The following is a 26605-nucleotide window of genomic DNA, read 5'->3' as shown; positions in this document are numbered from 1 at the left end:
TCATAGAAAAAACACCTCCGTATAAATTCATTTTAATATGAATTCAACGAAAGTGTTTTTATTTTATTCCCACAAATTGGGGTCAGCTCATTAAAATTTGTCTCAGCCTCTTATCATTATATTGGAAGTCATCCACTATCTTCTATACTAATTCTTTAAAGTTTTCTAAGCGTTTTGCTTTTTCTTCTTCACTGATGTCATGTGCTTTTACATATCGGTTGCTTTCGTGTTCTGCACATTCGTGTGAACATGCACCTAAATATTTATGTTCGTTCTCTTCATTTACTAAGAATTGACGGTTACATTCTGGATTACTACAGTTAATATATCTTTCACATGGTGTTCCATCGAACCATTCTTTACCAACTACAGTTTTTTCTACTTGATTCACATCTACACTAATACGTTCGTCAAATACATACATTTTTCCATCCCAGTATTCACCTTTAGTTTCTGGATCTTTACCGTAAGTTGCAATACCACCTTCTAATTGGCTTACATCTTCGAATCCTTCTTTAAGTAAGAATCCTGAGAATTTTTCACAACGGATACCGCCTGTACAGTAAGTGACGATTTTTTTATCCATAAATTGTTCTTTGTTCTCTTTGATCCAATCTGGTAAATCTCTGAATCTTGTAATATTCGGACGAACTGCGCCACGGAAATGACCTAAGTCATATTCATAATCATTTCTAGCATCGATAACAATTGTATCATCTGCTAATAATGCTTCTTTAAATTCTTTAGGTGATAAATAATTACCAGTTAATTCTATTGGGTTTACATCATCTTCTAAATCTAAAGCTACGATTTCAGCTCTTGGACGTACGTGCATTTTTTTGAAAGCATGACCTTCAGCTTCATCAACTTTAAAAGTGATGCCTTCAAATCTTTCGTCTGCTTTCATTTGTTCCATGTATTTGTCTGTATCTACTTTCGTACCTGAAAGTGTACCGTTAATACCTTCAGTTGCTACTAAAATACGACCTTTAAGTTCTAAGTCTTTACAAAATTCTAAGTGCTCTGTTGCAAAAGTTTCGGGGTCAGTAATTGTTGTATATTTATAAAACAATAATACTCTATAATCCATTTTCTTATCTCCTCTATTTTTCTTTATTAATTTATATAAAAGTCTATTTGATATTATCTTTGTTGAAGTGTGGAACAATATTTATATGAGTGCACATTTTTATCCTCATTATATTGTATCAAAAAAGTTGCATTTTTCAATTGTTTGATTTTGTAAAATAATATGAAATCGTTTTTATTTAGAAAATTAAACTAGAAATAGAGATGGAGTGACGTTTAATCTTTTAAGCTTTTAGAAAGAACACTGAAATGTGCATCTAATTTATTTAAAGTTATCATAAAATTTTCGAGTTCTTCTTCAGGCAATATATTTAATAATTGATCAAGATTTGCAATACAAATTTGGCTAATTTCGTTTATTTTACTTTGACCAGTATCCGTAATATAAACACGTATTTTTCTGTTATCAATAGCATCCATTTTCTTCTCAACATATCCACTCTGAATTTGTTGGTTCAGCAATCTACTTAAATTTCCTTTATCCATATCAACAGATTCAGCTAACTCTGCTAAAGTCATTCCTTCATTTTCACTTATTACATATAATAAGTTACAAAAATTCAATGAATAACCATTCTCATTAGCAACATGGGCACATAGAAATTTAAAATTAGCATTTACTCTTAAAAGTTTCGTTTTAAAATCTTTTAATTTTTCATTATTATCTAACGTTTCCATATTAAATCCTCCATTTAATGAATTTTATGGAATAGATTTTACCAAATTTTTATTAGTAGGAAAAGTTTTGGAAGGGAAATAGTTTAGTATGTACAAATAAGAATTAAAAAAAGCAGGGACGTGTACTTGTCCCTGCTTTTTATTATTCCCAACCTGTGTGATTTCTGTACTTATTAAATTCAGATACATCTAAATTTTGTTTTTCAGCAGTTTGTATAACTTGCCCTACATTTTTAAAACCTAACATTTTAAAATAATCAATAAGTTGGTTTTTAGTTAAAGCATCTCTATCCTTATTCAAAAGCGCTGCTAAATTTTGATTGGTATGGAAGGGTAAGCGAGTATCATCATGTAAAGTGAGTCCATTTTGAGAATGAGTTCTCGCATCAGCATGATTCGCTTCAGTAATATTAGCTGCCCCAAAACCTAAAATAACAGTTGCTAAAGTAACAGGAATTAACTTTTTAATATTCATATAATCATCTCCAAATCGTTTGATGAGTTGATTATAATATAAAAAAACATAAAAAAGAGGCAGTTAAAAGTTATTTAATATTAGTTAAGAAATAGTTAAGGATTAGGAGGTAGGTAGTAGATAAGTTGCTTTACTATAAGCTTTTCTCCATCAATAATTGAATATCCCCATCATTATCTACTTCTACTTTCACGTCTTTGAAGCCGAGACTAGTATATAATTGATAGGCAATTTGATTTGGTTTGTCTACGAGTAAAGCTATGTGTTTGATATGTGGCATATGTTCAAATAAGTATGAGTCTAAGCGTTCTAAACTTTTTCTAGCATAACCTTTTCTAAGGTGACGTTCGTCGGTTGATAAAGATCTTATAAATATCGTTGATTCTGCTGGTGTCGAAAAGTAATTTGTAAACTCACAATCTTCATGTAAGACGTAGAATACAACTAAATCATTTTGGTTGGATAATCCCAGTATACAATGTCTATTAGGGTTTTGTTTTGCTAATTTTATGTTATCAAGTGGTGCATTAGTGAATTCTAATTGTGAAGAATTGATTTGAAAGTTTTCTATTTTTTCATAGTATGCGTCATCATAAGCTACTAGTTTCATATAACACCTCGTTCTCCAATTTATTGTGAAACAGCTGAATTTTAAAATTTGAGTTAATGTATTGTAACATAACAATTGAAATTCAGTGTATTTATATTACTTTCTTGTATAATGAGTGTATCTTATTTTTAGGAGCGTTAATGATGGAAACTATATATGTAGCTGGTGGTTGTTTATGGGGAGTGCAAGCTTTTTTGAAGACTTTACCAGGTGTAATAGAGACTGAAGCAGGTAGGGCAAATGGCAGAAGTAGTACAATTGAAGGTGAGTATGATGGCTATGCAGAATGTGTAAAGGTTAACTTTAATCCTGAAATTGTAACAGTTGATGATATGATGAGTTATTTATTTGAAATTATTGATCCTTATAGTGTGAACAAACAAGGTGAAGATGTTGGTTTGAAATATAGAACAGGCATTTATAGTGAGCAACCAGAACATTTAGAAACTGCTCGTCAATTTATTAAAAATCAATACGATGCAGAAAAAATTGCAGTAGAAGTTAAGATGTTGATGAATTATGTAAAAAGTGCAAAAGAACATCAAGACAGATTAGATAAATTCCCCAATGATTATTGTCATATCCCAAAAACATTAATGAATAAATATAAATAAAGCACAGTCATAAACCGATGGCTGTGCTTAGTTTTTGATTAGGAAGAGATGAGTTTTAGTTGAAGATGTAGATTAATTTATTCTATATCGAAAGAACCCCTTTGCTCAACGTGTTTATTCGTTCAGTAAAGGGGTTCTTTTGGTATATTTTATTGTCCGTGATAAATGCTGAAATTGAGTGGTTTGATGTTGTTCTTAGACCATTCTTCAAATATTTTTCTTTTGTTTTTATCATTTTCAACGATTGTTATGCCACAGTCACCGCCACCTGCGCCAGATGTTTTACTTGCGCCGCCATATTTTTCGCCGATTTCACATAATTTTTTTAAATGTGGTGTTTCGATGTCTATTGTAGCGAATGAATCTAAATATTGGATGACTGTGCGATTTTTTCTAATTGTTTCTTGTACGCCTTGAATATTATTTGTTTTAAAAGCTTTTATAAGTTGCTCGACAAATGTTTGCGATTGGTCAAGAAATTGTCCATATATTGTTGGATCAGCTTTCAAGCGTTTAACTTCACTTACTAAATGGTGTGAAGAGGCTGGTGAACCTGTCCATCCGATTAGTACTTCCATATGTTCTGGTGCTTGAAGTGGTTCTATGTGTAAGCCTGGCCAGTTTTTAAATAGAACATCCAATACAGATGTTTCTTCGATTTGTTGTTTTACCCAATCGTGGTCAAATGTACTATATACTAACCATCCTGTATAAACACTAACAGCAATATCACCGCATGAGCTCAAACTTTGTAATTTCATGTTTGCGATAACGGCTAGTTTATAGATGTACAAGTTGGATAATTGCATATTGTAAAATTCATTCAACGCTTTTATAACGGAAACTAATACTGCTGCGCTAGAACCCAATCCATATTTATGTCCTGATGAATCATCAAGATTACTATCTATTGTAAGATTGTAATGTCTTAAAGTGACGTTTGAACTTTTAGCAAACTGCTCAAACACTTCAATAGCTTGTGTAATATATTTAAGTTGATCTGCTGCATCTGTATCAGAAATGATTATTTTATCTTGTTCTCTTTTAAAAGTAATCGGTTCATGATGTAAAGTCTTAGAATGGATAAATCCTGAAGTTGAATGAGTATCTTCAATAGTTGCCGTCACAAATCGGTCAACTGCGATTAATACAGATTTATATCCAGGTTCTGTAACTGCATATTCTCCAGCGATATACAGCTTTCCTGGTGCTTTGACTTGAATCATTTTATCTCTTCCTTATTCCATAATTTCAATACCTGTGTGAGTAATGTCACTCGCAATAACTTGTTCTTCATTAAAAGATTCAAGTAAAGCGTCTATTATATATTGTTGGTTGTTCTTTTCAACTAAAATTTTAACATTTGGTCCAGCATCCATTGTGAAATAGCATGGATATCCAGCTTTTCTACATTTGTGGACAATTTCCATAACTTCATAACTTTCAGGAACTAAGTAAGAAAAAGGTGGTTGTGCACCTAAGTTTGTAGAATGCATACGTAATCCATTTTCTTCTATGACTTCACCTAAATGTTTGAAGTCTTTCTGTTTAATTGCTTGCTTTACAGATGCAATATCTTCATCTACATGATCTAACCAATATTGATAGAATCGAGATGTATCGCGTGTGTGAGACATACCTGAACGGCTAGAGACTTTTTTAGATTGGTTATTAATAACGACAAATATCATAGATAAATCGTCTTCCCAACCATCTGATTCTATTGAATGTGCATATGATGTTTCATCATCGATTCCTTTTTCCCATTCAGCAAATCCGCCGAAAATACTTCTTGAAGCAGAACCGGAACCTCTTCGTGCTAATCTAGATAAATCTTTATCTGACATGTTTAAATCTAACGCTTCATTACAAGCAGCTGCTAAGGCTGCATATGCACTTGCAGAAGATGCAAGACCAGCAGCAGTAGGTACATAATTGACGCTTTCGATGTGTGCATGTAATGATGATTGACTACGTTCTCTAACGATATCCATAAAACGATAAATTTTCTTAGATTGTTCTTCGCTAACTTCTTGTCCATTTAATATTAAAGTATCTTTTTTATAATCAGGACTAAATGTTACTTTAGTTTCTGTATAAAATTTATCTAGTGTAACGGATAAACTATTATTCATGGGAATGATTAAGTCCTCATTGGCTTTTCCCCAATATTTAATTAAAGCAATATTTGTATGTGCACGGGCTTTGCCACTAATATTCAATCTCGTTAACCTCCTAAGTTTTCAATCCAAGTATGATGTGCACCGAATTTTTCAGCACTTGTTGCCACTTTTTCAGCTATTTCAAGGTTTTGTGCGAGGACAATCATACTACCGCCGCGACCACCGCCAGTGAGTTTACCAGCAGTTGCTCCTTGTGTTTTGCTTATTTCAAGTAATGCTTCGATATTATCGTGACTGACAGTAAGCTTTCGTAAATTATCTTGAGCTAGCTCAAACACATGTGCTAATTGGTTGAAATCATGACGTTCAATTGCTTCGTTTGCTTCATATACGAGATTGCCAATATGTTCGATAAATCGCATATATTGCTCATTATGATCACATAAGTTATGGACGTCTTCTACTGCTTTCTTTGTAGAGCCTCTAACACCAGTGTCTATTACAACCATATATCCTTTTAATGCTAAAGGATTTAAAGTTGTTACTTTTCCTTGATGGAACCATACAGGTTTATTAGAAACAATTGTTTGAGTATCGATGCCACTCGGTTTGCCGTGAGCGATTTGTTCTGCCCAATTCGCTTCTTCTATTAATAATTCGTCGGTAAGTGGCTTATTTATATAATCATAACTTGCTCTTACAAAGGCGATAGCCATAGCAGCACTGGAACCTAATCCTCTTGAAGGGGGAAGATTCGTTTCAAAAGTAACATTTATAGAGTCTTCTATATGATGTTTTTCGACAAAGCGAGTCGTAACAGCTTTTATATGTTCAGGCGCTTGTTGTAACGGACCTTCATATACATCGCTATTAATGTATGAAGCGTCATCTTTACTAAGAGACTTAATTGTTACCTTCACTTTACCTGTTGTAAATGGAATTGCTATTGCTGGTTGTCCAAAAGTAACAGCATGCTCTCCTATTAAAATGACTTTACCATTTGCTTCCCCGTATCCTATTTGTGCCATATTTTCAATCACCTTTAATATTTCCTATTTTATTTTTGTTAAACAACACTATATTATTATAAAGCTCTGTCACCATATATTCAAAAACTTTAACTAATTAATGTATATAAATTACACTTTTAATGAAATTGATAACTATTATGTCCTTTTGCGAAGCCTTTTGCTGTAAATAACCAAGAATCGCCACCACGTTCTATATCGTTAGCACAAATGATTAATTGATTTGTACCTGGGATAAACGCAGGGTGTGTAGATCTTAACATGTGACCTTGATCTCGACCTGGCATTAATATTTGTCCAATAGGGTAACCATTTTTGTTGAATACAAGAACTCTCCCTTGACCGTACATAGCGACATAAAGGTTGTCATCACTGTCTATACAACAAGAATCCGGACCTTCATGACCAGTAAAATGATAAGGAATTGATGCGCCAAATGGTTCAATCGTAACACCATCTTCTTCTAAAGAAATACGATGTAATCTATTGGCGTTTGTTTCAGTAACCCAAAGGATACGTTCATCTGTACTTAGTGCAATGCCGTTTGCTACAGCCATGTTTTGAATGATAGGTGTAATCGTTTGATGATCTGGTGAAACATAATAAACACCGCCAAGAGGGTTAGTAGAGTACCCTCTAAAATCAGTGAAATAGAAACCACCTTTACTATCAAATACTAAATCATCAATACAATATTCAGTATCTATGTCTGAAACAATACTTTGAGGATTATTACCGTTCGAATCAGTGGATATAACACCACCAGAATTTTTGAAATCACCTAAGTAAGACAAATATAAGCTTCCATCCTTATGTATTTTAACAGAAGCTGGGTTTGTTTTCTCAGATTTGAATACAGTATTCACTTTTTTCTCAGGTAAGTCTACTCTAAAAATGGTTCCTCCAAATACTTCACATAAAAAAAGATTATGATCTCTATCAAAACACAAGCCTTCTAATTGAAGACCTTCGTCAGAAATTTTTAGCCAAGGGTCGGCAGTAACAGTTTGTATATGTTGTTCACTCTCAAGAAGTGGAACAGCACTTTTCGAGGTTTCTGTGTAATATAAAGATGGAATATCTTGATTAGTCATATTCAACTCTCCTTCAATTTATACTCTATAAAAAAGCGAGCGTGCACTTTAAAGATACGATTAAGATATATGTTTAATATTATCACTTTATATCTTACATTGAAAATGAATATTATATCGTAAAAAAGTCTTATATACAGGAGATAGTGGGGGTGTATAGGATAAATACATAAATATAAGAGGAGAAAAGCTGAGTAAAATTATGATATATTGGAAGACTTTGATTAAATAGAGAGTTAATCGAAGAGATGGAGAAAGTTGTAGATTAATTCGTTAGTTAATCGAAGAGAAGGCTAAAGTTGTAGATTAATTCGTTAGTTAATCGAAGAGAAGGCTAAAGTTGTAGATTAATTCAGTAGTTAATCGAAGAGAAGGCTAAAGTTGTAGATTAATTCGTTAGTTAATCGAAGAGATGGTGTAAGTTGTAGATTAATTCAGTAGTTAATCGAAGAGTTGGGCTAAGTTGTAGATTAATTCCACAATTAATCTAAGACATTTCACAAATGAAAAGCAGCTTTTCCTGATTTAGAAAAAGCTGCTACGTTTTTTGAAATTATATTACTTTTGAGCGTTGTTCTAGATATGTTTGTAAATCTGGTGACAATACATAACCGACTGATCTTAAATCTGATACTTTAGATGCATTCAACAAGTTTGCTATTACGTGCATTTGTTCTATGAATTGTTTCATATGTTCTATTGTATCTTCTACTCCATACTCGTCTAGATATTTAAGTACGTATCCAGATAGGCCGACTGCTTCTGCACCTAATACTAATGATTTTATAGCATCTAATGGGTTCTTAACACCGCCACTTGCTAGTACATGGATATCTGTGTTTAATAATTTAGCTTCTAGTAAACTTTGTACTGTACTTTGTCCCCATTGATTTAAGAAGGCCATGTCTTTTAATGGTCTTCTTTGGTTCTCAATATCTGCAAAGTTAGTTCCACCTCTACCGCTTATATCAACATATTGAATTCCTATATTTTTTACTTTTTTTATTGTTTCGGCGCTCATACCAAAGCCTACTTCTTTAATAATGACTGGTATATCAATGTTTTCTTGGATTTCTTGAATGTTTGTTAACCAATTTTCAAATTCAGTATCACCTTCAGGCATAATTAATTCTTGTGGTGCGTTAACATGAATTTGTAAGGCATCTGCATTTAATAATTCAATTGATTTTTTTGCTTTAGCGTATTCGATATCTGCTCCAACGTTACTAAAAATTAGTCCATCAGGATTCTCATCTCGTACAACTGTAAAGCTAGATTCAGCATTAGAATCTTTTAAAGCTGAATGTGTAGAACCGACTGCCATTGGAATATCACATGCTTTCGCAATTTGTGCTAATTCCTTATTTATTGTTGCTGCTCTTTCACTTCCACCTGTCATCGCATTGATATAAATAGGATATTTGAAAGTGAAGTGAGGGAATTGTACAGATAAGTCGATTTGATTTTTATTTATTGAAGGAATGGATTGATGAATTAACTGTACTTTATCAAAATCAGTACCTGCATATTGATAAGTATCTAAAGCTAATTGAATATGTTCATTCTTTCTTTTACTTCTTAGTGAGTCGTCCATTCATTTATCCTCCGTGCATCTAAATGTTTAATGATTTATTTTATCTCATACACATTATAGCAGTTGTCATATTGAATATAAACTAAACAATATCATTCTAGACACCGTGTAGACTGCCGTTCATATAGACTAGAAAAACAGAATTAGCTATTTGTGTTAATATAAATAGTAAATACTATAGATATATAACTTATGGAGGAGAACGTTATTAAACTTCAAAAATTCACTTTAATTATGATTTGTACATTATTATTAAGTGGGTGTTCATTGCCGGGGTTAGGCGGAGCATCGGCTGACAGTGTTAAAATAACTGCGCTTGCGACAAGCGAATCTCAAATTATGGCACATATGATTCGACTACAAATTGAACATGATACAAATGGGGAAGTTAAACCGGTTATTGTAAATAATCTTGGCTCTGCAGCCATTGAACATAATGCAATTTTAAATGATGATGCTCAAATATCTGCTACAAGATATACAGGTACTGATTTAGTAGGTGCGCTTGATTCTGATCCTATTACAAATACTAAAAAAGCTGAAAAAGCAGTTAAGACAGGTTTTCAAAATAAATTTGACCAAACATTTTTTGATTCATATGGATTTGAAAATACTTTTGCTTTTACTGTAACTAAAGAAACAGCTAAAAAATATAATTTGAAAAAGGTATCAGATCTAGAAAAACATAAAGATGAACTAAGAGTTGCAAGTGATGCGACATGGATAAAGCGTAAAGGTGACGGCTATCCAGCATTTACAAAAGCTTATGGATTTGAATTTGAACATATAAGATCAATGCAAATTGGACTCGTATATGATGCATTGAAGAATAAGAGTATCGATGCAGCACTTGGTTATACGACAGACGGAAGAATTGCTGCCTATGATTTAGTGACTTTAGAAGATGATCGTCATTTCTTCCCACCTTATGATGCAAGTCCATTAGCAACAAATGAATATTTAAAAGAAAATCCGAAATCTAAAAAATCAATCGAAAAATTACTTGATAAAGTTTCTACGAAAAAAATGCAAGAACTGAATTTTAAAGCTGATGGTGAAAAAGAAGAACCAGCTATTATTGCAGAAAAGTTCCTAAAAAAACATAATTATTTCGAATAAATGTAAAAGCAGAAGTAAGTCAGAAATCCCATCCGGTTAACTAATGCGAATCTAATGATAAGAGGCTGAGACAATAATTTGTCCCAGCCTCTTACTTTATATATAATGCTAAGCCCAACCTCTGAAACGGGTTGCTTCGGCAGTTCGTCTAACTCCTACGACATAGGCAGATAATCTCATATCTAAATGTCGACTTTGAGATATTTCATACACTTTATCAAAAGCTTCAACCATCTTTTCTTTTAATAAATCATTGACTTCTTTTTCAGTCCAATAAAGACCTTGATTGTTCTGAACCCATTCAAAGTAGGAAACAGTTACGCCACCAGCACTAGCTAATACGTCTGGAATTAATAATACACCATTCTCAGTAAGGATGCGTGTAGCTTCCTGTGTAGTAGGGCCGTTAGCAGCTTCAGCTACAATAGTTGCTTTAATATCACCGGCATTTTGAGTAGTGATTTGGTTAGCTAACGCTGCTGGTACTAAAATATCACAATCAATTTCAAATAATTCACTATTTGTAATAAGATTATCAAATAAAGGTGTGATTCTACCATGTTCTTTACGCAGTTCTAATAAATGATCAATATCTAAACCATCAGGATCATATAATGCACCGCGACTTTCAGAAATACAGACAATTTTCGCACCCTTATCATGTAGAATTTTAGCGATAAAGCTACCAGCATTACCAAATCCTTGAATGACAACACGTGAATCTTTTATTTTAATATTTTTACGTTTAGCCGCTTCTTCGATTGTAATAACAGCACCTAATGCAGTCGCTTGTTCACGTCCAAGTGAACCACCTAATGCAATCGGTTTACCTGTGATAAAGTTTGGCGCATTTACTTTATGCATCAAACTATATTCATCCATCATCCACGACATAATTTGAGCATCCGTGTACACATCAGGTGCCGGAATGTCTTTAGAAGGTCCAACAATTTGAGATATTGCTCTGACAAAACCTCTAGATAATCGTTCAAGTTCTGTCTTGCTCATATTATGAGGATCACATTGAATGGCCCCTTTACCACCACCATAAGGTAAATTAACGATGCCACATTTCAAAGTCATCCACATAGATAAAGCTTTGACTTCATTTTCGTCGACATCTGGATGGAAACGAACGCCACCTTTAGTCGGTCCTACTGAACTATTATGTTGAGAACGATAGCCTGTAAAAGTTTGTACTGAACCATCATCCATTTTTACTGGTATGCGAACTTTTAAGAATCTAGCAGGTTCCTTAATAAGCTCGTAAAGGCCTTCATCATAACCTAATTTATATAATGCTTCTTCAATAATATTCTGTGTTGAAGTAACAAGATTACTTTTTTCACTCATGATTGACTCTCCTTCGTATGTATAAAAACTATGTTTTAAAAAAACATATTAAAACTAATCATAGTACTTATGAAAATATTTTTCAATAAAATAAACAGAATTTACTAAAAAATTCGAAAATTTTATAATTTTTATTTGTATAGTAAATATCCTTTAAAAGAGAAGTAATGCCTTTTAATTGGGGTTAAATGGGAAATGTGCTATAGTAAACTTATGAGCTGTTTCAAATATAACGAGTAAAGATTTATTATAGTGTGAAACGAGGCTAGGACAAGTTAAATGTCCTAGCCTCGTTTTTGTTATAACGTACTCGCTGAAAATACCCCCTCCAACAAGTTGTTAACAATGTTATGATAAATGTAATCAATAGCATTTGTTACTTGAAAGAGGGGGTGTTTTTTTGGCTGAAATGTTCAATATTTTACTTACTGTTGTTGTACCTATCTTTCTAATGACAGGATTAGGTTATGTTCTACAAAAGCGTGTTAAGTTAGACTTGAGAACGTTAGCTAAATTGAATATTAACGTGTTCGTTCCAGGGTTTATTTTTGCGAAGTTCTACAACGCTGACTTAGCTGTTAATTTACTGTTTTCTATTGTTATCTTCTTTATTATTTACATCGTGATGTTATATATCGTTGCTTTCGCATTGGCAAAAATACAGAATTTAGATAAAGGTAAAGAGACGACATTGACGAACAGCGTGCTCTTTTTTAACTCTGGTAATTATGGTGCACCATTAAATGATATTGTTTTTAAGAGTGATCCACTAGCAATGTCAGCGCAAGTGATTGTGTTAACTTTACAAAATATCTTTACGTTTACATATGGTGTCTTTGCGATTCAATCTGTTCAATTAGGTAAACTTAAAGCACTCATTAATTATTTTAAGATGCCGATTATTTATGCGCTTTTACTAGCAATCATCTTAAACTACAATCATATTCCAATTCCTGAATTTATGTGGACAACAGTTAGTTATTTGTCTGACGCCATGATTGCAGTTGCTTTAATTCTATTAGGTGCTCAAATTGCGAACATTAAAATTAACTTCAGATGGTCGTCATCGTATATTTATATATTTGTTCGACTGATAGTTGGTCCAGCGATTGCACTTGTTATTATAAAATGCATGGGGTTGGATGGTATTATTGCACAAACTTTATTTATTGCTTCAGCTATGCCGACATCTGTAAATAGTTCGGTTATTGCTCAAGAATATGATAATTATCCAGAATTGGCGGCAGAACTTGTCTTTATGTCTACTTTATTCAGCTCGATTTCTGTAGTTATCGTCATTTATTTATCTCATATTATTTTTTAATGTAAATTTAAATATTCTCTAAAAGTATTTCCTGAGTAATATTCACGATAAAGTCCACGACGTTGTAACTCTGGAATAATAAATTTCACAAAGTCTTCTAAACTATATGGAAGAGTAGGGGGCATTAAATTAAAGCCGTCAGCTACGCCTAATTTAAACCAACGTTCCATTTCATCTACAATTTCAACAGGTGTCCCTATTAAAGTAAGATGCCCACCGCCAGCATTGAGATAACCTAATAATGCTCTTACTGTAGGTTGGGTGTCTTCAATAATTTCTAAAATAGTTTCATATCTGCCTACTGGACCATCGAATGATTCTACTGGAGGCAATTCCGGAACGGGTTCATCTAATGACCATTTTGTACAGTCTTGTCTTACAAAAGTGCTAAGTTGTTTTATAGCATTTTCTATTGGAAGTCGTTTATCTAATTTTTCTTTTTTAAGCAAAGCTTCTTCATGCGTTTCAGCCACATAAGTTACTAATCCAGGGAATACTTTAATGTATTTATTCGGAGTGTTACTTTGCTGAATCGCGTTGTTTAATTTGGTTCTATAGGCTTTTGCTTGTTTCAAATTCCAAGAAACAGAATAGACAGCATCAGCATGTTTGACTGCTAAAGCAATTCCTTGTTTAGAAGCGCCTGCTTGCATAGCGACAGGTTTACCTTGTGGACTGCTTGGTGTCGATAAAGGTCCATTGACTTGAAAATGCTCTCCAGAATGATTAAAAGAATGAATATGTTCGTGTTTAATCAATTGATTTGTTGTTCGCGAATGTATGAAATCTTTTTTATGCCAAGAAGTGAACAATTTATCCATTAAATCAGCAAACTCATAAGCTTGTTGATACCTTTTATCGTGTGGTGGGAGAGCAGACATACTATGATTTTGTGCTTCTAAGTCGGACATAGATGTAACTAAGTTCCAACCGACGCGTCCATTAGTAGCATGATCAAGCGTTAAAAGTTGTCTAGCTGCAGTATAAGGATTTGAGAAAGAACTTGATATAGTTGAAACTAATCCAATATGTTTTGTTGCTTGAGATATAGCAGTTAAATTCACGATTGGGTCTAGCCAAAATGCTGGCATTTCACTGTCTGCAATAGCAGGGAACGATTGATTATCAGCAAAAAACACTGCATCTAATAATCCTTTTTCTGAAAGCTGAGCCAATGATTGATAGTATGAAATATCTCCAATTTGCTCGATATATGAATCTTCCATAAGCCATGCAGCTTGATGATGTCCACATCCATATAATAAGACACCGATGTTTAGTTGTTCATGATTGAATTTTTTCATTCATATTCTCCTTAATTCTCGTTTGAAATGCTAGTTCATCGTTAAACCACCATCAACAGTATAGTTTTGCCCTGTTATGCCGGTTGCTTTATCTGACGCTAAAAAACTCACCATATTTGCAACATCTTGTGGAGTTGTAACTTTTTTTAGAGGCGTAGACTGGGCAATTAAATCAAACACATCAGGTGTTGTAACTGAACTTGCATCGGTCGTTTTTAGTAAGCCACCAGATACTACATTTGCAGTAATACCATATTGGCCTAATTCTGCTGCAATATTGCGTGTGAAACCGATTAATCCGGCTTTTGCAGTTGTATATTCATGATATGGCACAACGGGATTTTGGAATAGGTTTGTTCCAATACTAATAACAGCTCCATGTTTTCTTTCAATAAATTGAGGCGCCACACTTTGAACGATATTAAAAGCAGCTTTTAAAGTACCATCAATTTGTTGTTGATAATCTTCCCAAGAAAGATCCATAAAAGGTTGTTGCTTAACAGGATCAAATTTAAAGTTAACGAGTGCATTATTAACAACAACATCAATTTGTCCAAAGTGTTTTGTTCCTTCTGATATTAATTGATTAACTTCTTTACGGTTTGTAACGTCTGCTTTAATAGCAATAGCACGTTCATTCCCAAGTTCAGCAACAAGATGTTCAGCGGATTCTTTACTGTTGTTGTAATTGATGATAACTTGATGACCTTCATTTACTAATGTACGTGCAATTGTTGCACCTAAACCTCTACTACTTCCTGTAACTAATACTGTTCTAGTCATTTAAATCACTCCTAATCAAAATTTAAATAAAAAAATACACAACCATCTCGTAAGAAAGTTGTGTAAAATTAGAAAGCTATTTATAAAAGGGCATATTCGTCCCTACAAATTCATTTCACCAACACTTTCCTACGCTAGTATGAACTAGTTCAGGTTCGAAGGGTTTGAGTAAATACTCATCTCAGTTTAAAACACCCCTAGTGCATCTATTTAATTATTTTCAATGTATAGTTTTTAGGTAATTATGTCAAGTTAGTCTAAGAGATGCAAGATTCATACTGAGTGCTTCAAATTATATTTCTTTCAATATATTATATATTTTATCAGTACTATCTGCATTTATTAATTGTTCTCGTGTTTCGTCGTCCATCAGTGTACGGGATAATCTTTGTAGTAGTTTTAAGTGTGTATCACTACTGTCATTTGGTACGGCGATTAGGAAGATGATTTTTGGTTGTGTATGATCTAAACTTTCCCAATCTACACCGTTTTTATTATTGAGTACTGCTACAACTGGTTGTTTAACGACATTTGATTTAGCGTGCGGGATGGCTACATTCATACCTATTGCAGTCGTTGATTCTGACTCACGTTTAAGTACGCCTTCTTTCAAAATTTGTTCATCTTCAATATAGTTATGATGTTTTAAGTTTTGAATAAGTTTATCTATAGCTTCATCTCTAGACATGTTACGATTTTCTATTGTTATAACATTCTTATCAAATACTTCGAACGTTTCTGTAATTTCTTCTTTTTTTTCAGTGTTTGATGTTGTTTCTTCTTTATGATCATCATCTTCAGTTCCCATGAAAGAAGATGTAAGGTTATTGTCTGAATCTGCAGTATCAGTTGTGACTAATGATGTTTCTTTTTTCTTTAAAAGTAATGTTACAAGCATTGTCACGATGCTTCCGACAATAACAGCTATAAAGAACCATAATATTTTATCTATACCACCAAGTACAGCTACGATTGGTCCACCATGGGCTACTCTGTCTCCAACGCCACCTATAGATGCTATAACGGCAGCGACCATTGCGCCAACCATATTTGCTGGAATAATTCGTAATGGATCTTGGGCTGCAAATGGGATAGCACCTTCAGTAATACCGAAAAGTCCCATTGTGAATGAAGCTTTACCCATTTCAATTTCACCTTTATTAAATTTACGTTTATTAAAGAATGTTGCTAGTCCTAATCCAATTGGTGGCGTACATACTGCTACTGCAACCATACCCATAACTGCATAGTTACCTTCAGCAATTAATGCTGATCCAAATAAGAAAGCTACTTTATTTACAGGACCACCCATATCAAATGCAATCATTGCGCCAATAATAAGGGCTAAGATGACACTATTTGCACCTTGCATACCTTTTAACCATGTTGTTAATCCTTCAAAAATGCTGGCAATTGGTGCTCCAATAACAAATATGAATATGAGTCCTACTATTATTGAAGATATAATCGGAATAATTATAATTGGCATAATAGGTGCCATCGCTTTTGGAATTTTGATGTTTTTAATCCATTTTGCTATATAACCAGCTAAGAAACCAGCAACAATACCACCTAAGAAACCTGCGCCAGCTTCACTGCCATAGAAACTTCCGTCAGCGGCAATTGCACCACCAATCATACCTGGAACTAGACCAGGTTTATCGGCAATACTGACCGCAATATAACCAGCTAGTATAGGAACCATGAAACTAAATGCTAAGCTACCAATGTTTTCTATAGATTTCCAAAATGAATCTTCTGGAATTTTCAATCCTTCTGGCGTAGCATTTCCACCTAATGTTAATGCTATAGCCATTAATAAACCACCAACTACAATGAATGGAACCATGAAGGAAACACCATTCATTAAATGTTGGTATACCATTTGTAGACCACTTTTTTGATCATCATCATCAGCTTGTTTATTACCATTTTTATCATGATGTATTTTAGCGTCTTGATCAATGATGCGTTGAATAAGTAGTTGAGGATTGTGGATACCTTCTCTTACACTTTCGTTAATTAATCGTTTCCCGTCAAAGCGTGATAAATCAACTTGTCTGTCAGCAGCAATAATGATGCCGTCTGCTTCTCTAATTTCTTTTGATGTTAGTACATTTTCTGCCCCAACACCACCTTGTGTTTCTACTTTTATATCTATGCCCATTTCTTTAGCAGCTTGCTCTAATTTTTCTTGAGCCATGTATGTATGTGCTATCCCGTTTGGACAAGATGTTATAGCTAATATTTTCATAACGTCATCTCCTTCTTAAGTTCATTGTAAACGCATTCAAAAGCTAATAAAAAAGAATAATTGCCGTTAGTAGTGGCAATTATTCTTTAAATCGTTTTATGATTTTATTTTTGAATTGTTTATCATCAAGTTTTAATAAATATTCTACGTCTTGTTCACTAAGTGCAGCTATACTATGAATGATTTTTTTCATAACTTGAGCATCTCTATCAGCGATTGCTAAAAAGAAAATCAATTTTACTTTATGTTGCTTCCAAGGTACCTCTTGCCGATGTCTAAACATCAATACATGAGATTTAAGAACACGTGTAGGATCACCATGTGGTATCGCAATATTGTTTCCTATATAAGTTGAGGAGAATTTTTCGCGTTCTAAAGCACTTTCGATATAACCATTTGTTATAGCATGTTTATCTTCCAATATAATTTGAGTTTGTTCAAAAATATCTACTGTTGTAGTTTCATTTTGTTGAATAGGTTGAGATACAAATTCAATGGGTGATAAGGCATCTTTTTTTAGGATTGGGTTTTGCTTTTGATTTAAAATGGTTTGAATTTTATTTGCATCATCTTCAGAAAATAATGGAGAAACGTGCACGACCTCAACTGAATCAGGTACGTTTGCCATATCGATTTCATGTGTCGTAACGAGTATATCAGTATTAGAAAAATGATATTGAGGAACGTCTTCAAGTTTTAGCGTATCTGTAATGTTAATTTTGTCGTTAAGTTTTTGTATGCGTGCTTCTAATAAACTTGAAATGCCGAGACCGTAATAGCACGTAATGACAATATTGAAGTGTTCTTGTACATTTCTATCAATTGATGATTGAAAATGTAATGCTAAAAAGGCAATTTCATCCTCGCTTAAATTAAGTTGTGCATCTGACTCAAGATGATTAACCGTTTCATATAATGCATTAAAAACAAAAGGATATTGTCGTTTAATATCATCGGTAAGTGGATTGTTTATATAAATATTTTTTACAATCCTTAAATAAGTTCTACTAAAATGTGAATAAATATTTTCACGAAGTAAGTCATCATGCTCGAAATCGATGCCAACTTTCAGATTCATTTGGTGTATCAGTCTATCTATATAACTTTGGATGAAAATATGCTTAAATCCAAGATCGTATTTATCAAAATAATAACTAATAAAGAATGAAAATAACTTTGCTGTTTCATCGCTTAAATTGTATTTTAATTGTTGATTAATGTCTTGAATAATTGCCCGGGAAATGACGAGTGCTTCTTCGTTAATGTCCCATTTTTCATTTGATTCTTTAATTCTTTTGAAAATAATAATTAGGTGTACAAGTAATTGTCGTATATGCACTTTAGAAGTTTGGATACCTTGTTCATTTAAATGTTGTTCCATAATATACATGATTAGTTGACTATGTGCTTTTGGGATTTCATGAATAATAAAATCTTCTACTTTGACATCATTAGTAGAAAGCTGATTTAAATGGAGAATTGCATTTCGTATATCCATTTCATTACCTTTAATTGTTACACCTTTTCTTTTAACGAGTTTAATTGAAATATCAAAAGACTCACACCAAGATTGAATTTGTGCAATATAGTCTATAATTTCATTTTTATTTAAATTAAAATCTTGCGCTAATTGATCTAAAGTAACAGATTGTTTATACATAAGCAGTTGATAAGCTAGCTTTATCATCGTTTGCCCGTTCTTTTCAGTATATTGTATTAAAATATTTTCTATCTCATTAATGCTATATAGCTCTTTGTTTAACCTATATCCACGACCTTTAACACTTATAATGACATTTTCAATAATTTCAGTATTAATATATTTAATATCGTTTCTTACAGTTCGGTTAGAAACGATTAAATAGTCAGCTATTTCATTCCCGTTTAAATAACTTTCACTATTTAGTAGTAATAACTTAATTAACTTAATGTGTCTATCTAACATATTCTTTCACCACATTCCCCAAATCATTCTATTCCGTTTCCATTACATTGTAAGCATTAAAAATATGATAAACAAGTTTGATCAGTAACGAAGCTTGTTGAACTTTATAAATTTAAGTTACAAGTATTACATAAGTAGAATTGTGAATAATAAAAATCATTACACATTCAAATAAACAAATAACAAGTAATATAAGTACATAAATATTATAATTATCTATAAGAAATGATTACTAAGGTGGGATAATTTGATTAAAGAAATTTATATAGATGACACGTGTGTTCAATTAACTCATTTTGAAGATGAAGTGGATCAAGGATTATACAAGATATCAATTGAATTTGATGTAACAAGTGAAGCGTATCACGACATTGCCGTTTTATTATATAGGGAAGAGTTCGATATAAATATTCCTGAAAAAAATAAGCGTTTTAAAGCTAAGATATTCAATTATGCTACATCTTTAACGAATTTATATGAGTCAGATCAAGTTGCGCAATATAGACTCATTCTTGTTGAAATACCAGAAGAAACAAAGGAATGATAAATATGAAATTGAGTATACTTGATCAAGCGCCAATCTCTCCAAATGAAACTGCTCAAGATGCCTTAAATGGATCAGTAGAATTAGCTAAATTGGGAGAATCATTAGGTTATTCAAGATATTGGTTGACTGAACATCACGGGTTATCAAACCTCGCAAGCTCTGCACCAGAAGTGTTATTGGCATACATCGGTGCGCATACGAAAAAGATTAGAATAGGCGCTGGCGCTATATTATTACCGCATTACCGACCTTATAAAGTGGCGGAATTATTTAATACTTTATCTACATTGTTTCCAAATCGTATAGACTTAGGTATAGGTAGGGCACCAGGTGGTTCAGCAGAAGCGACAAATGCGTTATCTACTCAATATTTAAAGCAAGTTTGGGCATTACCTGAATTGTTAGATGAATTGCTTATGTTTTTAGAAGATAATTTTCCAGAAGAACATGAGTATAGCAAAGTAGCCGTGTTGCCTAAACCAGATGTTGCGCCTGTTCCTTGGTTATTAGGTACGAGTGAGAAAAGTGCATTGTTAGCAGCTAAATATGGATTGCCATATGTGTTTGGAAAATTCATGAGCGATCAAGATGGAACAGAAATCGTTCAAAGTTATCGTGACCATTTTAAGGAGAGCGTGTCTGGTAAGAAGTCTGAAGTGATTGTCACAGTATCTGTTATATGCGCAGAAACAACACAAGAAGCGGAAGAGCTTGCAGTAAAAAGTTTAATTCCAGCAGTTCAAAGTGATGATAAAAATCATAAAGTAGTCGAGTATGAAGAACTTTCTGAAAGAGAAATAAGCATGCTAGATGAAATGAAGAACAATATGATTATAGGAAATGCTAAAAAGATTAAATCAGAACTTCAATCACTCCAAAATCAATATGGTTGTGACGAGATTATGATTAGTACGAATACAATTTCTTATGAAGACAGAATTCAATCGTATCGATTAATCGCACAAGCGTTATTAGTCTAATTAAAGGGTGATTTCCATGATTCTTTTAATAGGTAAAATAATTATATCAGTCGGCCTCATAGTAGGTTCAATTATAGAAGAAACAGTGAGATCAAGACGAAAGAAAGAGAAACAAAATAGCCATAATGACACTCGTTTTTAATAGTCAAAATGAGACAGGAGAGATTTCATTGAGTATTACAAGAGGAATTAATCATATAGGATTAACGGTTCCTAATATCGATGAAGCAACTGAATTTTTCAAAGAAGCACTTGATGGAAAAATAGCTTATGATAGTCAAACAGAAATTGATACTCCAAGAGCCGGAGAGTTTGTTGAAAATGTATTAGGACTTGAAGATGGGGCTAAAATAATTAAAAAGAGAATGATGGTATTTGGTAATGGTCCTAATATAGAAATGTTCGAATTCAAAGATGCTAAACAAAAAGAACCTGTTTTGTTACAAGATGTAGGTTATACACATTTGTCATTTTATGTAGATGAATTTGATAAAGCTTTTGAACGTATACAAAAAGCAGGTGGTGTAGTATTATCAGAGCCACATGATAATACAAGATATGAAGATACAGAAGGAAATAAAACTGTCTATGTGCAAGCGCCGTGGGGAAGTTTAATAGAATTACAAACTGTACCTTCAGGATTTTATTACCCAGAAAATAGTGAAGCGGAAGTATTCACACCAGAAAAATAAAAACTCCCTGAAGTTGGATTATATAATCTAACTTCAGGGAGTTTTGTGTAATGATCAAGGCTCATAAAACAAGCTCGTTAGCCTACAATATCATCATTTTAAATGTTTGTTTATTTCAGAAACGAGTGCTTGTACGCCTTTACGTTCTAGGTGAATACCATCATATGCAAAGTAGTCTGTGTTACCTTCTGCTCTACAGTTCCAATCTATTAATTGTACGTTTTTATGTGTATTGGCAACTTTTGATAATTTTTCATTTACGCTTTTTTTCCAATCTCGAGGAACATTTGTATTTACTACGTACACTTTAGAATCTCCGAACAGACTAATTAAATTATTTAAATCTTCATATGAAAAGTCACCGTTTGTACCGAGTTCGAGTACTACTTGTTGGTTTTTTTGTTTAAAATCACTGTACTTATCTTGAACGAGTGGAATGGCATCATATAAATTACGTCCCACCTTACCATCTATTATAGAATCTGGATAATTTTTATGAAGTTCTTCTCCTATATCAACCATTACTGAATCTCCAATAAATAAAGGTGGATCTTTATGGATATTTTTATTAGTGGTATGTGGTTTGTTTATATCTATTTTAGGTACAGGTAAAATGACATTTTTATGTGAGGTGTCATTACCTGTTACAGTATAAGCAGTCTTTACTTCTTTTTTATTTTCGTGTTGTAAATAGTCATAGTGCCCGAATAAAGTAATAATTGAGCAGCTTATCAATATTAGGGCAGTGCAACTTCTTAAAATCATTTTTTTTAACGCATATTTATTAGGTATGAAATATTTTAATCCTTCTTTTCTAAAAGGCACTTCAACATAACGGTATGAACATTCCGCTAATATCAAAGTTAAAATGATTTCTCCAATAATTATATAAAATGGTATATGTCCTTGAACAAAGTGTCTATTAGTAAATGTTATAACTGGATAATGCCATAAATACAAACTGTATGATCTTTGACCAATCCATAAAAATATTCTATTACCCAATATTTTTGATAATAGCGTGCTAGGATGAACAGCACTAGCTATTGCAGGAAGTGTACACAATGAAATGAAATAAATACCACCAAAATAAAACCAATTATCATTTGAGGAAACAGTCATAATAAATATAATGAGTAATCCTATTGAAACGAGGCCAAAAGATTCAATTGTTATCTTAAGTGGTAATTTGATTTTATCTTTTAATCTAAACGGTGGCCATATGTATGCTAGCAGAACACCTAACAATAAAGTTTGCAATCTAGTATCCGTACCAAAATAAACTCTCGAATTATCAGCATTAGGATGTGCGATAAAAATCATTGCTAAAACAGAAATGAGAGAACAAATAAAAATAATCAGTAAAAAATGTTTTTTCAGTTTCTTAATACGAATTAAGAGTAAGAGTAACAGTGGCCATACAATATAGAATTGTTCTTCAATGGCTAGACTCCACAAATGTTTCAGTGGCATAATTTTAAAGCTATCAAAGTAACTAACATCATGAAAAATATACCACCAGTTTGAAACATAAAATAATGCTGCAAGAGCATCTTGTTTAACATTCTTAATGATATTAGGTTCGAAAATCAATGTATATATTAAGACAACACTTATTAAAAATAAGACTGCCGGGAGTAATCTTTTAATTCTTTTCTTCCAAAACTGAATCAAATCAATTGAGCCGGTATGATTATATTCGTGTAAGAGTATGCTCGTTATTAAATAGCCAGAAATGATAAAGAACGTATCAACACCTAAAAAACCACCCGATAACCATTTAGGATTAAGGTGATAAATGATAATTGATATAACAGCTAAAGCTCTCAATCCATCTAAGCCATATAAATATCTTATTGGATGGCTATTTATCTTTTTTTCTTGACCATGCATTGTTTATTGGCTCCTTGTAATAAATGTATATATTTGAATCGGTAGAATTATACCATAATTTGACAAATATATACATAAAAAGGATAAAACAGAGAGGGTACATAAATAAGGTTTTTGGAAAAATGAAACAGAGGCTGGGACAATTAATTTGTCCCAGCCTCTGCTTCATCATACTTTTACTATCTGGCCAATATGTGGAGCACCTTAGCAAGTTCTAACTAGCATAATTCTGGATAATGCACCTTAAAAAGCTCTAACTAGCAAAATTCCGAATATTGCACCTTAAAAAGCTCTAACTGGCATAATTCTGAATATTGCACCTTAAAAAGCTCTAACTGGCATAATTCTGAATAGTGCACCTTAGAAAGCTCTAACTGGCATAATTCCGAATAATGCTCCTTAGAAAGTTCTAACTAGCAAAATTCTGAATAATGCTCCTTAAAAAGTTCTAACTGGCAGAATTCTGGATAATGCTCCTTAGCGACAGCACCTCATACGGACATTACTCAGAATTATGTCCCTAACGCTACCTCATACGGACATTACTCGAAATTATGTCCTTAACACTGCTATTCTAGTAATCCTAAATATTGAATTAACCCATACGTTTGAGTAATTCAGCTTTAATGATATTCAACGCTTCTTTATAATTTTCTGCAGTATGTTCTTGTGCATTTACAATGAGTAAATCGATTAAATCAGTATCATTTTTTTGACTAACTTCTTCTTCAAATTGAAAAATATTTTCTTCAGTCTCTTTGTGACTAGCATTTGGTTTAACAATTTGATAGTAACTATCGGCGCCTAATCCACCTTCTTCAATCATTACTGAAATTTCTGAGGATCTATGCTCATTTTGTCGGTTCACTTTGATAAAATTTTTACCTTCAACAGTCATTTGAAAAACCTCCTTGATTACTAAATATTAAAATCCAAAATTTAAAACTAGAGAGACAGTTCCTAATTATCTTTAGTGTATTATTACACGACTAAAAACACAATTAGAATGCTCAAAAAAATTGGGAGGTAAATATATTAGCGCTTTCACATCTTCTAATTTACATTTGATACCAGTTGTTTTAATATAATGATATACAGATTTTTTCTTGTATTATAAGCGTTTTTATATAAAGATTTAGTTTGTTATTGATAAGCTCAAAAGAGATTGTTATTTTTATATAAGAATATTATGGATATTAATCGAGAAGGGTGATTAAAATGGATAATAAGCAACCAAAAGAAATTATTTTAATTGGTGCTGGTATTTTAAGTACGACATTTGGTTCATTTTTGAAAAATGTTGAACCAGATTGGAATATTAAATTATTTGAAAGACTGGATCAGCCGGCTATTGAAAGTTCAAATGAAAAAAACAATGCTGGTACTGGACATGCTGCTTTATGTGAGCTTAACTACACGGTTGAGCAAGAAGACGGTTCTATTGATGTTGAAAAAGCTAAAGAAATCAATGAACAATTCGAAGTGTCTAAGCAATTCTGGTCATATTTAGTTAAGAGTAAAGCAATCGAAAATCCTAAAGAATTTATTAGACCATTACCACACATCAGTTTTGTAATGGGTATTCGTAATGTAGATTTCTTAAAACGTCGTTATGATGCATTAAAATCATTAGCGATGTTTGAAGGTTTAAAATATACAGAAGACCATAAAGTTTTAGAAGAGTGGATGCCTTTAATGATGCAAGGTCGTAATTCAAACGAACCTCTTGCTGCAAGTAAGATTAATGAAGGTACAGATGTAAACTTTGGTGAATTAACTCGTAAATTAGTTAAAAATATTGAAAAGCATGACCATGCTCAAGTACATTTCCGTCACGAAGTTGTAGACTTTAAACAACTTGAAAATAGTAAATGGGAAGTAAAAGTACGTAATCTTGCAACTGGAGAAACACAAACTCATGTAGCAGATTATATCTTTATCGGTGCTGGTGGTAATGCGATTCCTTTATTACAAAAAACAAAAATTCCTGAAAGTAAACATCTTGGAGGATTCCCAATTAGTGGTGCATTCTTAGTTTGTAACAACCCTAAAATTGTTAATGAACACGATGCGAAAGTATATGGTAAAGAGCCACCTGGCACACCACCAATGACAGTTCCTCACTTAGATAGACGTTATATTCAAGGGAAAGAAAGTCTATTATTTGGACCTTTTGCTGCAATCGGACCTAAATTCTTGAAAAATGGATCTAACTTAGATTTATTCAAATCTATTAATACAAGCAATGTTGTTACAATGTTATCATCAGGTGTTAAAAACTTATCACTTGTAAAATATTCAATTCAACAAGTGATGCAACGTAAAGAAGACCGTATGAAAGAATTACGTCGATTTGTTCCTAATGCTAAAGACGAAGATTGGGATATTCACATTGCAGGTAAACGTGTACAAGTAATTAAAGATACAGAAGAACATGGTAGAGGATTTATCCAATTCGGAACAGAAGTAGTAAATTCAGAAGACCATACAGTAATTGCTTTATTAGGTGAATCACCAGGAGCATCAACATCTGTATCAGTAGCATTAGAAGTTATTGAGAAGAATTTCCCTCAATATATTAAAGAATGGGAACCTAAAATTAAAGAAATCATTCCATCATATGGTGAATCTTTAATTGAAGATGCTCAATTATTACAAACAATCCGTAAACAAACAGCTAAAGAATTAGAATTAGAAGAATAAAATAGAATTGATCGTATGAAAGCAATATTCCGTAGAGGAATATTGCTTCTTTTTTTGTATTAATGAGTTAGTATCGAATAGTTTGGAGCTAGATTGTACAAAACATGCTATTTTTTCAAAAAATGAGGTAAGTTGTAGATTAATTCGTTAGTTAATCGAAGAGATGAGGTAAGTTGTAGATTAACTCGTTAGTTAATCGAAGAGATAGGGAAAGTTGTAGATTAACTCGTTAGTTAATCGAAGAGATAGGGAAAGTTGTAGATTAACTCGGCAATTAATCTAAGAGATGAGGAAAGTTGTAGATTAACTCGGTAATTAATCTAAGAGATGAGGAAAGTTGTAGATTAACTCGGCAATTAATCTAAGAGATGAGGAAAGTTGTAGATTAACTCGGCAATTAATC

Annotated in this window: 22 protein-coding genes, 2 pseudogenes and 1 riboswitch; of the genes and pseudogenes, 7 read left to right on the top strand and 17 right to left on the bottom strand. The window is 32.7% G+C overall.

Annotation, left to right across the window (positions count from 1 at the left end; translation table 11 throughout):
- Positions 1 to 142 precede the first annotated feature (142 nt).
- From trhO to CD129_RS11740, 4 genes are all read right to left on the bottom strand, one after another.
- On the bottom strand, positions 143 to 1090 hold the full coding sequence (gene trhO / locus CD129_RS11755) for an oxygen-dependent tRNA uridine(34) hydroxylase TrhO (RefSeq protein WP_115337019.1): 948 nt from the start codon (positions 1088 to 1090) through the stop codon (positions 143 to 145).
- Positions 1091 to 1305: 215 nt separating this feature from the next.
- On the bottom strand, positions 1306 to 1767 hold the full coding sequence (locus tag CD129_RS11750; RefSeq protein WP_115337020.1) for a MarR family winged helix-turn-helix transcriptional regulator: 462 nt from the start codon (positions 1765 to 1767) through the stop codon (positions 1306 to 1308).
- 142 nt (positions 1768 to 1909) lie between these two features.
- A complete protein-coding gene (gene spn / locus CD129_RS11745) occupies positions 1910 to 2242 on the bottom strand; it encodes an SPIN family peroxidase inhibitor (RefSeq protein WP_115337021.1) in 333 nt (110 codons plus the stop codon).
- A 133-nt stretch (positions 2243 to 2375) separates the two neighbouring features.
- A complete protein-coding gene (locus tag CD129_RS11740) occupies positions 2376 to 2852 on the bottom strand; it encodes a GNAT family N-acetyltransferase (protein ID WP_115337022.1) in 477 nt (158 codons plus the stop codon).
- 143 nt (positions 2853 to 2995) lie between these two features.
- Here CD129_RS11740 and CD129_RS11735 point away from each other — a divergent pair, with 143 nt between their 5' ends.
- Positions 2996 to 3466 (top strand): peptide-methionine (S)-S-oxide reductase, encoded by a 471-nt coding sequence (locus CD129_RS11735; protein WP_115337023.1) that lies wholly within the window; start codon positions 2996 to 2998, stop codon positions 3464 to 3466.
- A 149-nt stretch (positions 3467 to 3615) separates the two neighbouring features.
- Here CD129_RS11735 and CD129_RS11730 read toward each other — a convergent pair whose 3' ends face one another.
- From CD129_RS11730 to fni, 5 genes are all read right to left on the bottom strand, one after another.
- Positions 3616 to 4692, bottom strand: coding sequence for a phosphomevalonate kinase (locus CD129_RS11730; protein WP_107509296.1), 1077 nt, complete (start codon positions 4690 to 4692; stop codon positions 3616 to 3618).
- A gap of 12 nt (positions 4693 to 4704) precedes the next feature.
- Positions 4705 to 5688, bottom strand: coding sequence for a diphosphomevalonate decarboxylase (gene mvaD, locus CD129_RS11725; protein ID WP_107509295.1), 984 nt, complete (start codon positions 5686 to 5688; stop codon positions 4705 to 4707).
- A 5-nt stretch (positions 5689 to 5693) separates the two neighbouring features.
- Positions 5694 to 6617, bottom strand: coding sequence for a mevalonate kinase (gene mvk / locus CD129_RS11720; protein WP_107509294.1), 924 nt, complete (start codon positions 6615 to 6617; stop codon positions 5694 to 5696).
- Positions 6618 to 6736: 119 nt separating this feature from the next.
- On the bottom strand, positions 6737 to 7711 hold the full coding sequence (locus tag CD129_RS11715) for an SMP-30/gluconolactonase/LRE family protein (RefSeq protein ID WP_107509293.1): 975 nt from the start codon (positions 7709 to 7711) through the stop codon (positions 6737 to 6739).
- A 553-nt stretch (positions 7712 to 8264) separates the two neighbouring features.
- The gene (fni, locus tag CD129_RS11710) at positions 8265 to 9305 is read right to left on the bottom strand and encodes a type 2 isopentenyl-diphosphate Delta-isomerase (protein ID WP_107509292.1); all 1041 of its coding nucleotides are present in this window, start codon (positions 9303 to 9305) and stop codon (positions 8265 to 8267) included.
- A 192-nt stretch (positions 9306 to 9497) separates the two neighbouring features.
- On the opposite strand from fni, the gene CD129_RS11705 reads away from it, so the two are divergent.
- A complete protein-coding gene (locus tag CD129_RS11705; RefSeq protein WP_170167702.1) occupies positions 9498 to 10424 on the top strand; it encodes an osmoprotectant ABC transporter substrate-binding protein in 927 nt (308 codons plus the stop codon).
- A gap of 108 nt (positions 10425 to 10532) precedes the next feature.
- Here CD129_RS11705 and CD129_RS11700 read toward each other — a convergent pair whose 3' ends face one another.
- Positions 10533 to 11777: a Glu/Leu/Phe/Val family dehydrogenase gene (locus tag CD129_RS11700; protein ID WP_107509291.1), complete on the bottom strand. Its 1245-nt coding sequence runs from the start codon at positions 11775 to 11777 to the stop codon at positions 10533 to 10535.
- A 400-nt stretch (positions 11778 to 12177) separates the two neighbouring features.
- Here CD129_RS11700 and CD129_RS11695 point away from each other — a divergent pair, with 400 nt between their 5' ends.
- Positions 12178 to 13101: an AEC family transporter gene (locus CD129_RS11695; RefSeq protein WP_107509290.1), complete on the top strand. Its 924-nt coding sequence runs from the start codon at positions 12178 to 12180 to the stop codon at positions 13099 to 13101.
- On the opposite strand, the gene CD129_RS11690 is transcribed toward CD129_RS11695, so the two are convergent.
- From CD129_RS11690 to CD129_RS11675, 5 genes and pseudogenes are all read right to left on the bottom strand, one after another.
- Positions 13098 to 14405, bottom strand: coding sequence for an NtaA/DmoA family FMN-dependent monooxygenase (locus tag CD129_RS11690; RefSeq protein ID WP_107509289.1), 1308 nt, complete (start codon positions 14403 to 14405; stop codon positions 13098 to 13100). The two genes, CD129_RS11695 and CD129_RS11690, sit on opposite strands and share 4 nt — an antisense overlap.
- 30 nt (positions 14406 to 14435) lie before the next feature.
- Positions 14436 to 15188, bottom strand: coding sequence for a 3-oxoacyl-ACP reductase (locus CD129_RS11685; RefSeq protein WP_115337024.1), 753 nt, complete (start codon positions 15186 to 15188; stop codon positions 14436 to 14438).
- Positions 15189 to 15297: 109 nt separating this feature from the next.
- A riboswitch (TPP riboswitch) is annotated at positions 15298 to 15397 on the bottom strand.
- 83 nt (positions 15398 to 15480) lie between these two features.
- Positions 15481 to 15918: pseudogene (locus CD129_RS13600) on the bottom strand (PTS sugar transporter subunit IIA); the annotation flags it as partial.
- Positions 15919 to 16056: 138 nt separating this feature from the next.
- Positions 16057 to 17442: pseudogene (locus CD129_RS11680) on the bottom strand (PTS fructose transporter subunit IIC); the annotation flags it as partial.
- A gap of 79 nt (positions 17443 to 17521) precedes the next feature.
- A complete protein-coding gene (locus CD129_RS11675) occupies positions 17522 to 19387 on the bottom strand; it encodes a BglG family transcription antiterminator (protein WP_115337026.1) in 1866 nt (621 codons plus the stop codon).
- A gap of 247 nt (positions 19388 to 19634) precedes the next feature.
- On the opposite strand from CD129_RS11675, the gene CD129_RS11670 reads away from it, so the two are divergent.
- The 3 genes from CD129_RS11670 (at position 19635) to CD129_RS11660 (ending at position 21606) form a co-directional block, all read left to right on the top strand.
- A complete protein-coding gene (locus CD129_RS11670; protein ID WP_115337027.1) occupies positions 19635 to 19931 on the top strand; it encodes a DUF3219 family protein in 297 nt (98 codons plus the stop codon).
- A 5-nt stretch (positions 19932 to 19936) separates the two neighbouring features.
- On the top strand, positions 19937 to 20914 hold the full coding sequence (locus CD129_RS11665) for an LLM class flavin-dependent oxidoreductase (protein ID WP_078357523.1): 978 nt from the start codon (positions 19937 to 19939) through the stop codon (positions 20912 to 20914).
- 170 nt (positions 20915 to 21084) lie between these two features.
- Complete coding sequence (locus tag CD129_RS11660; protein WP_174221860.1) at positions 21085 to 21606, top strand: VOC family protein; 522 nt, start codon at positions 21085 to 21087, stop codon at positions 21604 to 21606.
- A gap of 93 nt (positions 21607 to 21699) precedes the next feature.
- Here CD129_RS11660 and CD129_RS11655 read toward each other — a convergent pair whose 3' ends face one another.
- The gene (locus CD129_RS11655; RefSeq protein ID WP_115337029.1) at positions 21700 to 23499 is read right to left on the bottom strand and encodes an acyltransferase family protein; all 1800 of its coding nucleotides are present in this window, start codon (positions 23497 to 23499) and stop codon (positions 21700 to 21702) included.
- A 595-nt stretch (positions 23500 to 24094) separates the two neighbouring features.
- Positions 24095 to 24397, bottom strand: coding sequence for a hypothetical protein (locus CD129_RS11650; protein WP_115337030.1), 303 nt, complete (start codon positions 24395 to 24397; stop codon positions 24095 to 24097).
- A 320-nt stretch (positions 24398 to 24717) separates the two neighbouring features.
- On the opposite strand from CD129_RS11650, the gene mqo reads away from it, so the two are divergent.
- The gene (gene mqo / locus CD129_RS11645) at positions 24718 to 26202 is read left to right on the top strand and encodes a malate dehydrogenase (quinone) (RefSeq protein WP_078357428.1); all 1485 of its coding nucleotides are present in this window, start codon (positions 24718 to 24720) and stop codon (positions 26200 to 26202) included.
- The last annotated feature ends 403 nt before the right edge of the window (positions 26203 to 26605 follow it).

The organism is Mammaliicoccus fleurettii, assembly GCF_003970575.1.
Lineage (GTDB): Bacteria > Bacillota > Bacilli > Staphylococcales > Staphylococcaceae > Mammaliicoccus > Mammaliicoccus fleurettii.
The sequence above is the reverse complement of the archived record's forward strand: the minus strand, read 5'-3'. Positions and strand labels throughout refer to the sequence as shown.

Excerpts from the sequence above, each read along its gene's own strand:
- trhO (WP_115337019.1), bottom strand. The coding sequence starts at position 1,090 with ATGGATTATAGAGTATTATTGTTTTATAAATATACAACAATTACTGAC.
- CD129_RS11750 (WP_115337020.1), bottom strand. The coding sequence starts at position 1,767 with ATGGAAACGTTAGATAATAATGAAAAATTAAAAGATTTTAAAACGAAA.
- spn (WP_115337021.1), bottom strand. The coding sequence starts at position 2,242 with ATGAATATTAAAAAGTTAATTCCTGTTACTTTAGCAACTGTTATTTTA.
- CD129_RS11740 (WP_115337022.1), bottom strand. The coding sequence starts at position 2,852 with ATGAAACTAGTAGCTTATGATGACGCATACTATGAAAAAATAGAAAAC.
- CD129_RS11735 (WP_115337023.1), top strand. The coding sequence starts at position 2,996 with ATGGAAACTATATATGTAGCTGGTGGTTGTTTATGGGGAGTGCAAGCT.
- CD129_RS11730 (WP_107509296.1), bottom strand. The coding sequence starts at position 4,692 with ATGATTCAAGTCAAAGCACCAGGAAAGCTGTATATCGCTGGAGAATAT.
- mvk (WP_107509294.1), bottom strand. The coding sequence starts at position 6,617 with ATGGCACAAATAGGATACGGGGAAGCAAATGGTAAAGTCATTTTAATA.
- CD129_RS11715 (WP_107509293.1), bottom strand. The coding sequence starts at position 7,711 with ATGACTAATCAAGATATTCCATCTTTATATTACACAGAAACCTCGAAA.
- fni (WP_107509292.1), bottom strand. The coding sequence starts at position 9,305 with ATGGACGACTCACTAAGAAGTAAAAGAAAGAATGAACATATTCAATTA.
- CD129_RS11705 (WP_170167702.1), top strand. The coding sequence starts at position 9,498 with ATGGAGGAGAACGTTATTAAACTTCAAAAATTCACTTTAATTATGATT.
- CD129_RS11700 (WP_107509291.1), bottom strand. The coding sequence starts at position 11,777 with ATGAGTGAAAAAAGTAATCTTGTTACTTCAACACAGAATATTATTGAA.
- CD129_RS11690 (WP_107509289.1), bottom strand. The coding sequence starts at position 14,405 with ATGAAAAAATTCAATCATGAACAACTAAACATCGGTGTCTTATTATAT.
- CD129_RS11685 (WP_115337024.1), bottom strand. The coding sequence starts at position 15,188 with ATGACTAGAACAGTATTAGTTACAGGAAGTAGTAGAGGTTTAGGTGCA.
- CD129_RS11675 (WP_115337026.1), bottom strand. The coding sequence starts at position 19,387 with ATGTTAGATAGACACATTAAGTTAATTAAGTTATTACTACTAAATAGT.
- CD129_RS11665 (WP_078357523.1), top strand. The coding sequence starts at position 19,937 with ATGAAATTGAGTATACTTGATCAAGCGCCAATCTCTCCAAATGAAACT.
- CD129_RS11655 (WP_115337029.1), bottom strand. The coding sequence starts at position 23,499 with ATGCATGGTCAAGAAAAAAAGATAAATAGCCATCCAATAAGATATTTA.
- CD129_RS11650 (WP_115337030.1), bottom strand. The coding sequence starts at position 24,397 with ATGACTGTTGAAGGTAAAAATTTTATCAAAGTGAACCGACAAAATGAG.
- mqo (WP_078357428.1), top strand. The coding sequence starts at position 24,718 with ATGGATAATAAGCAACCAAAAGAAATTATTTTAATTGGTGCTGGTATT.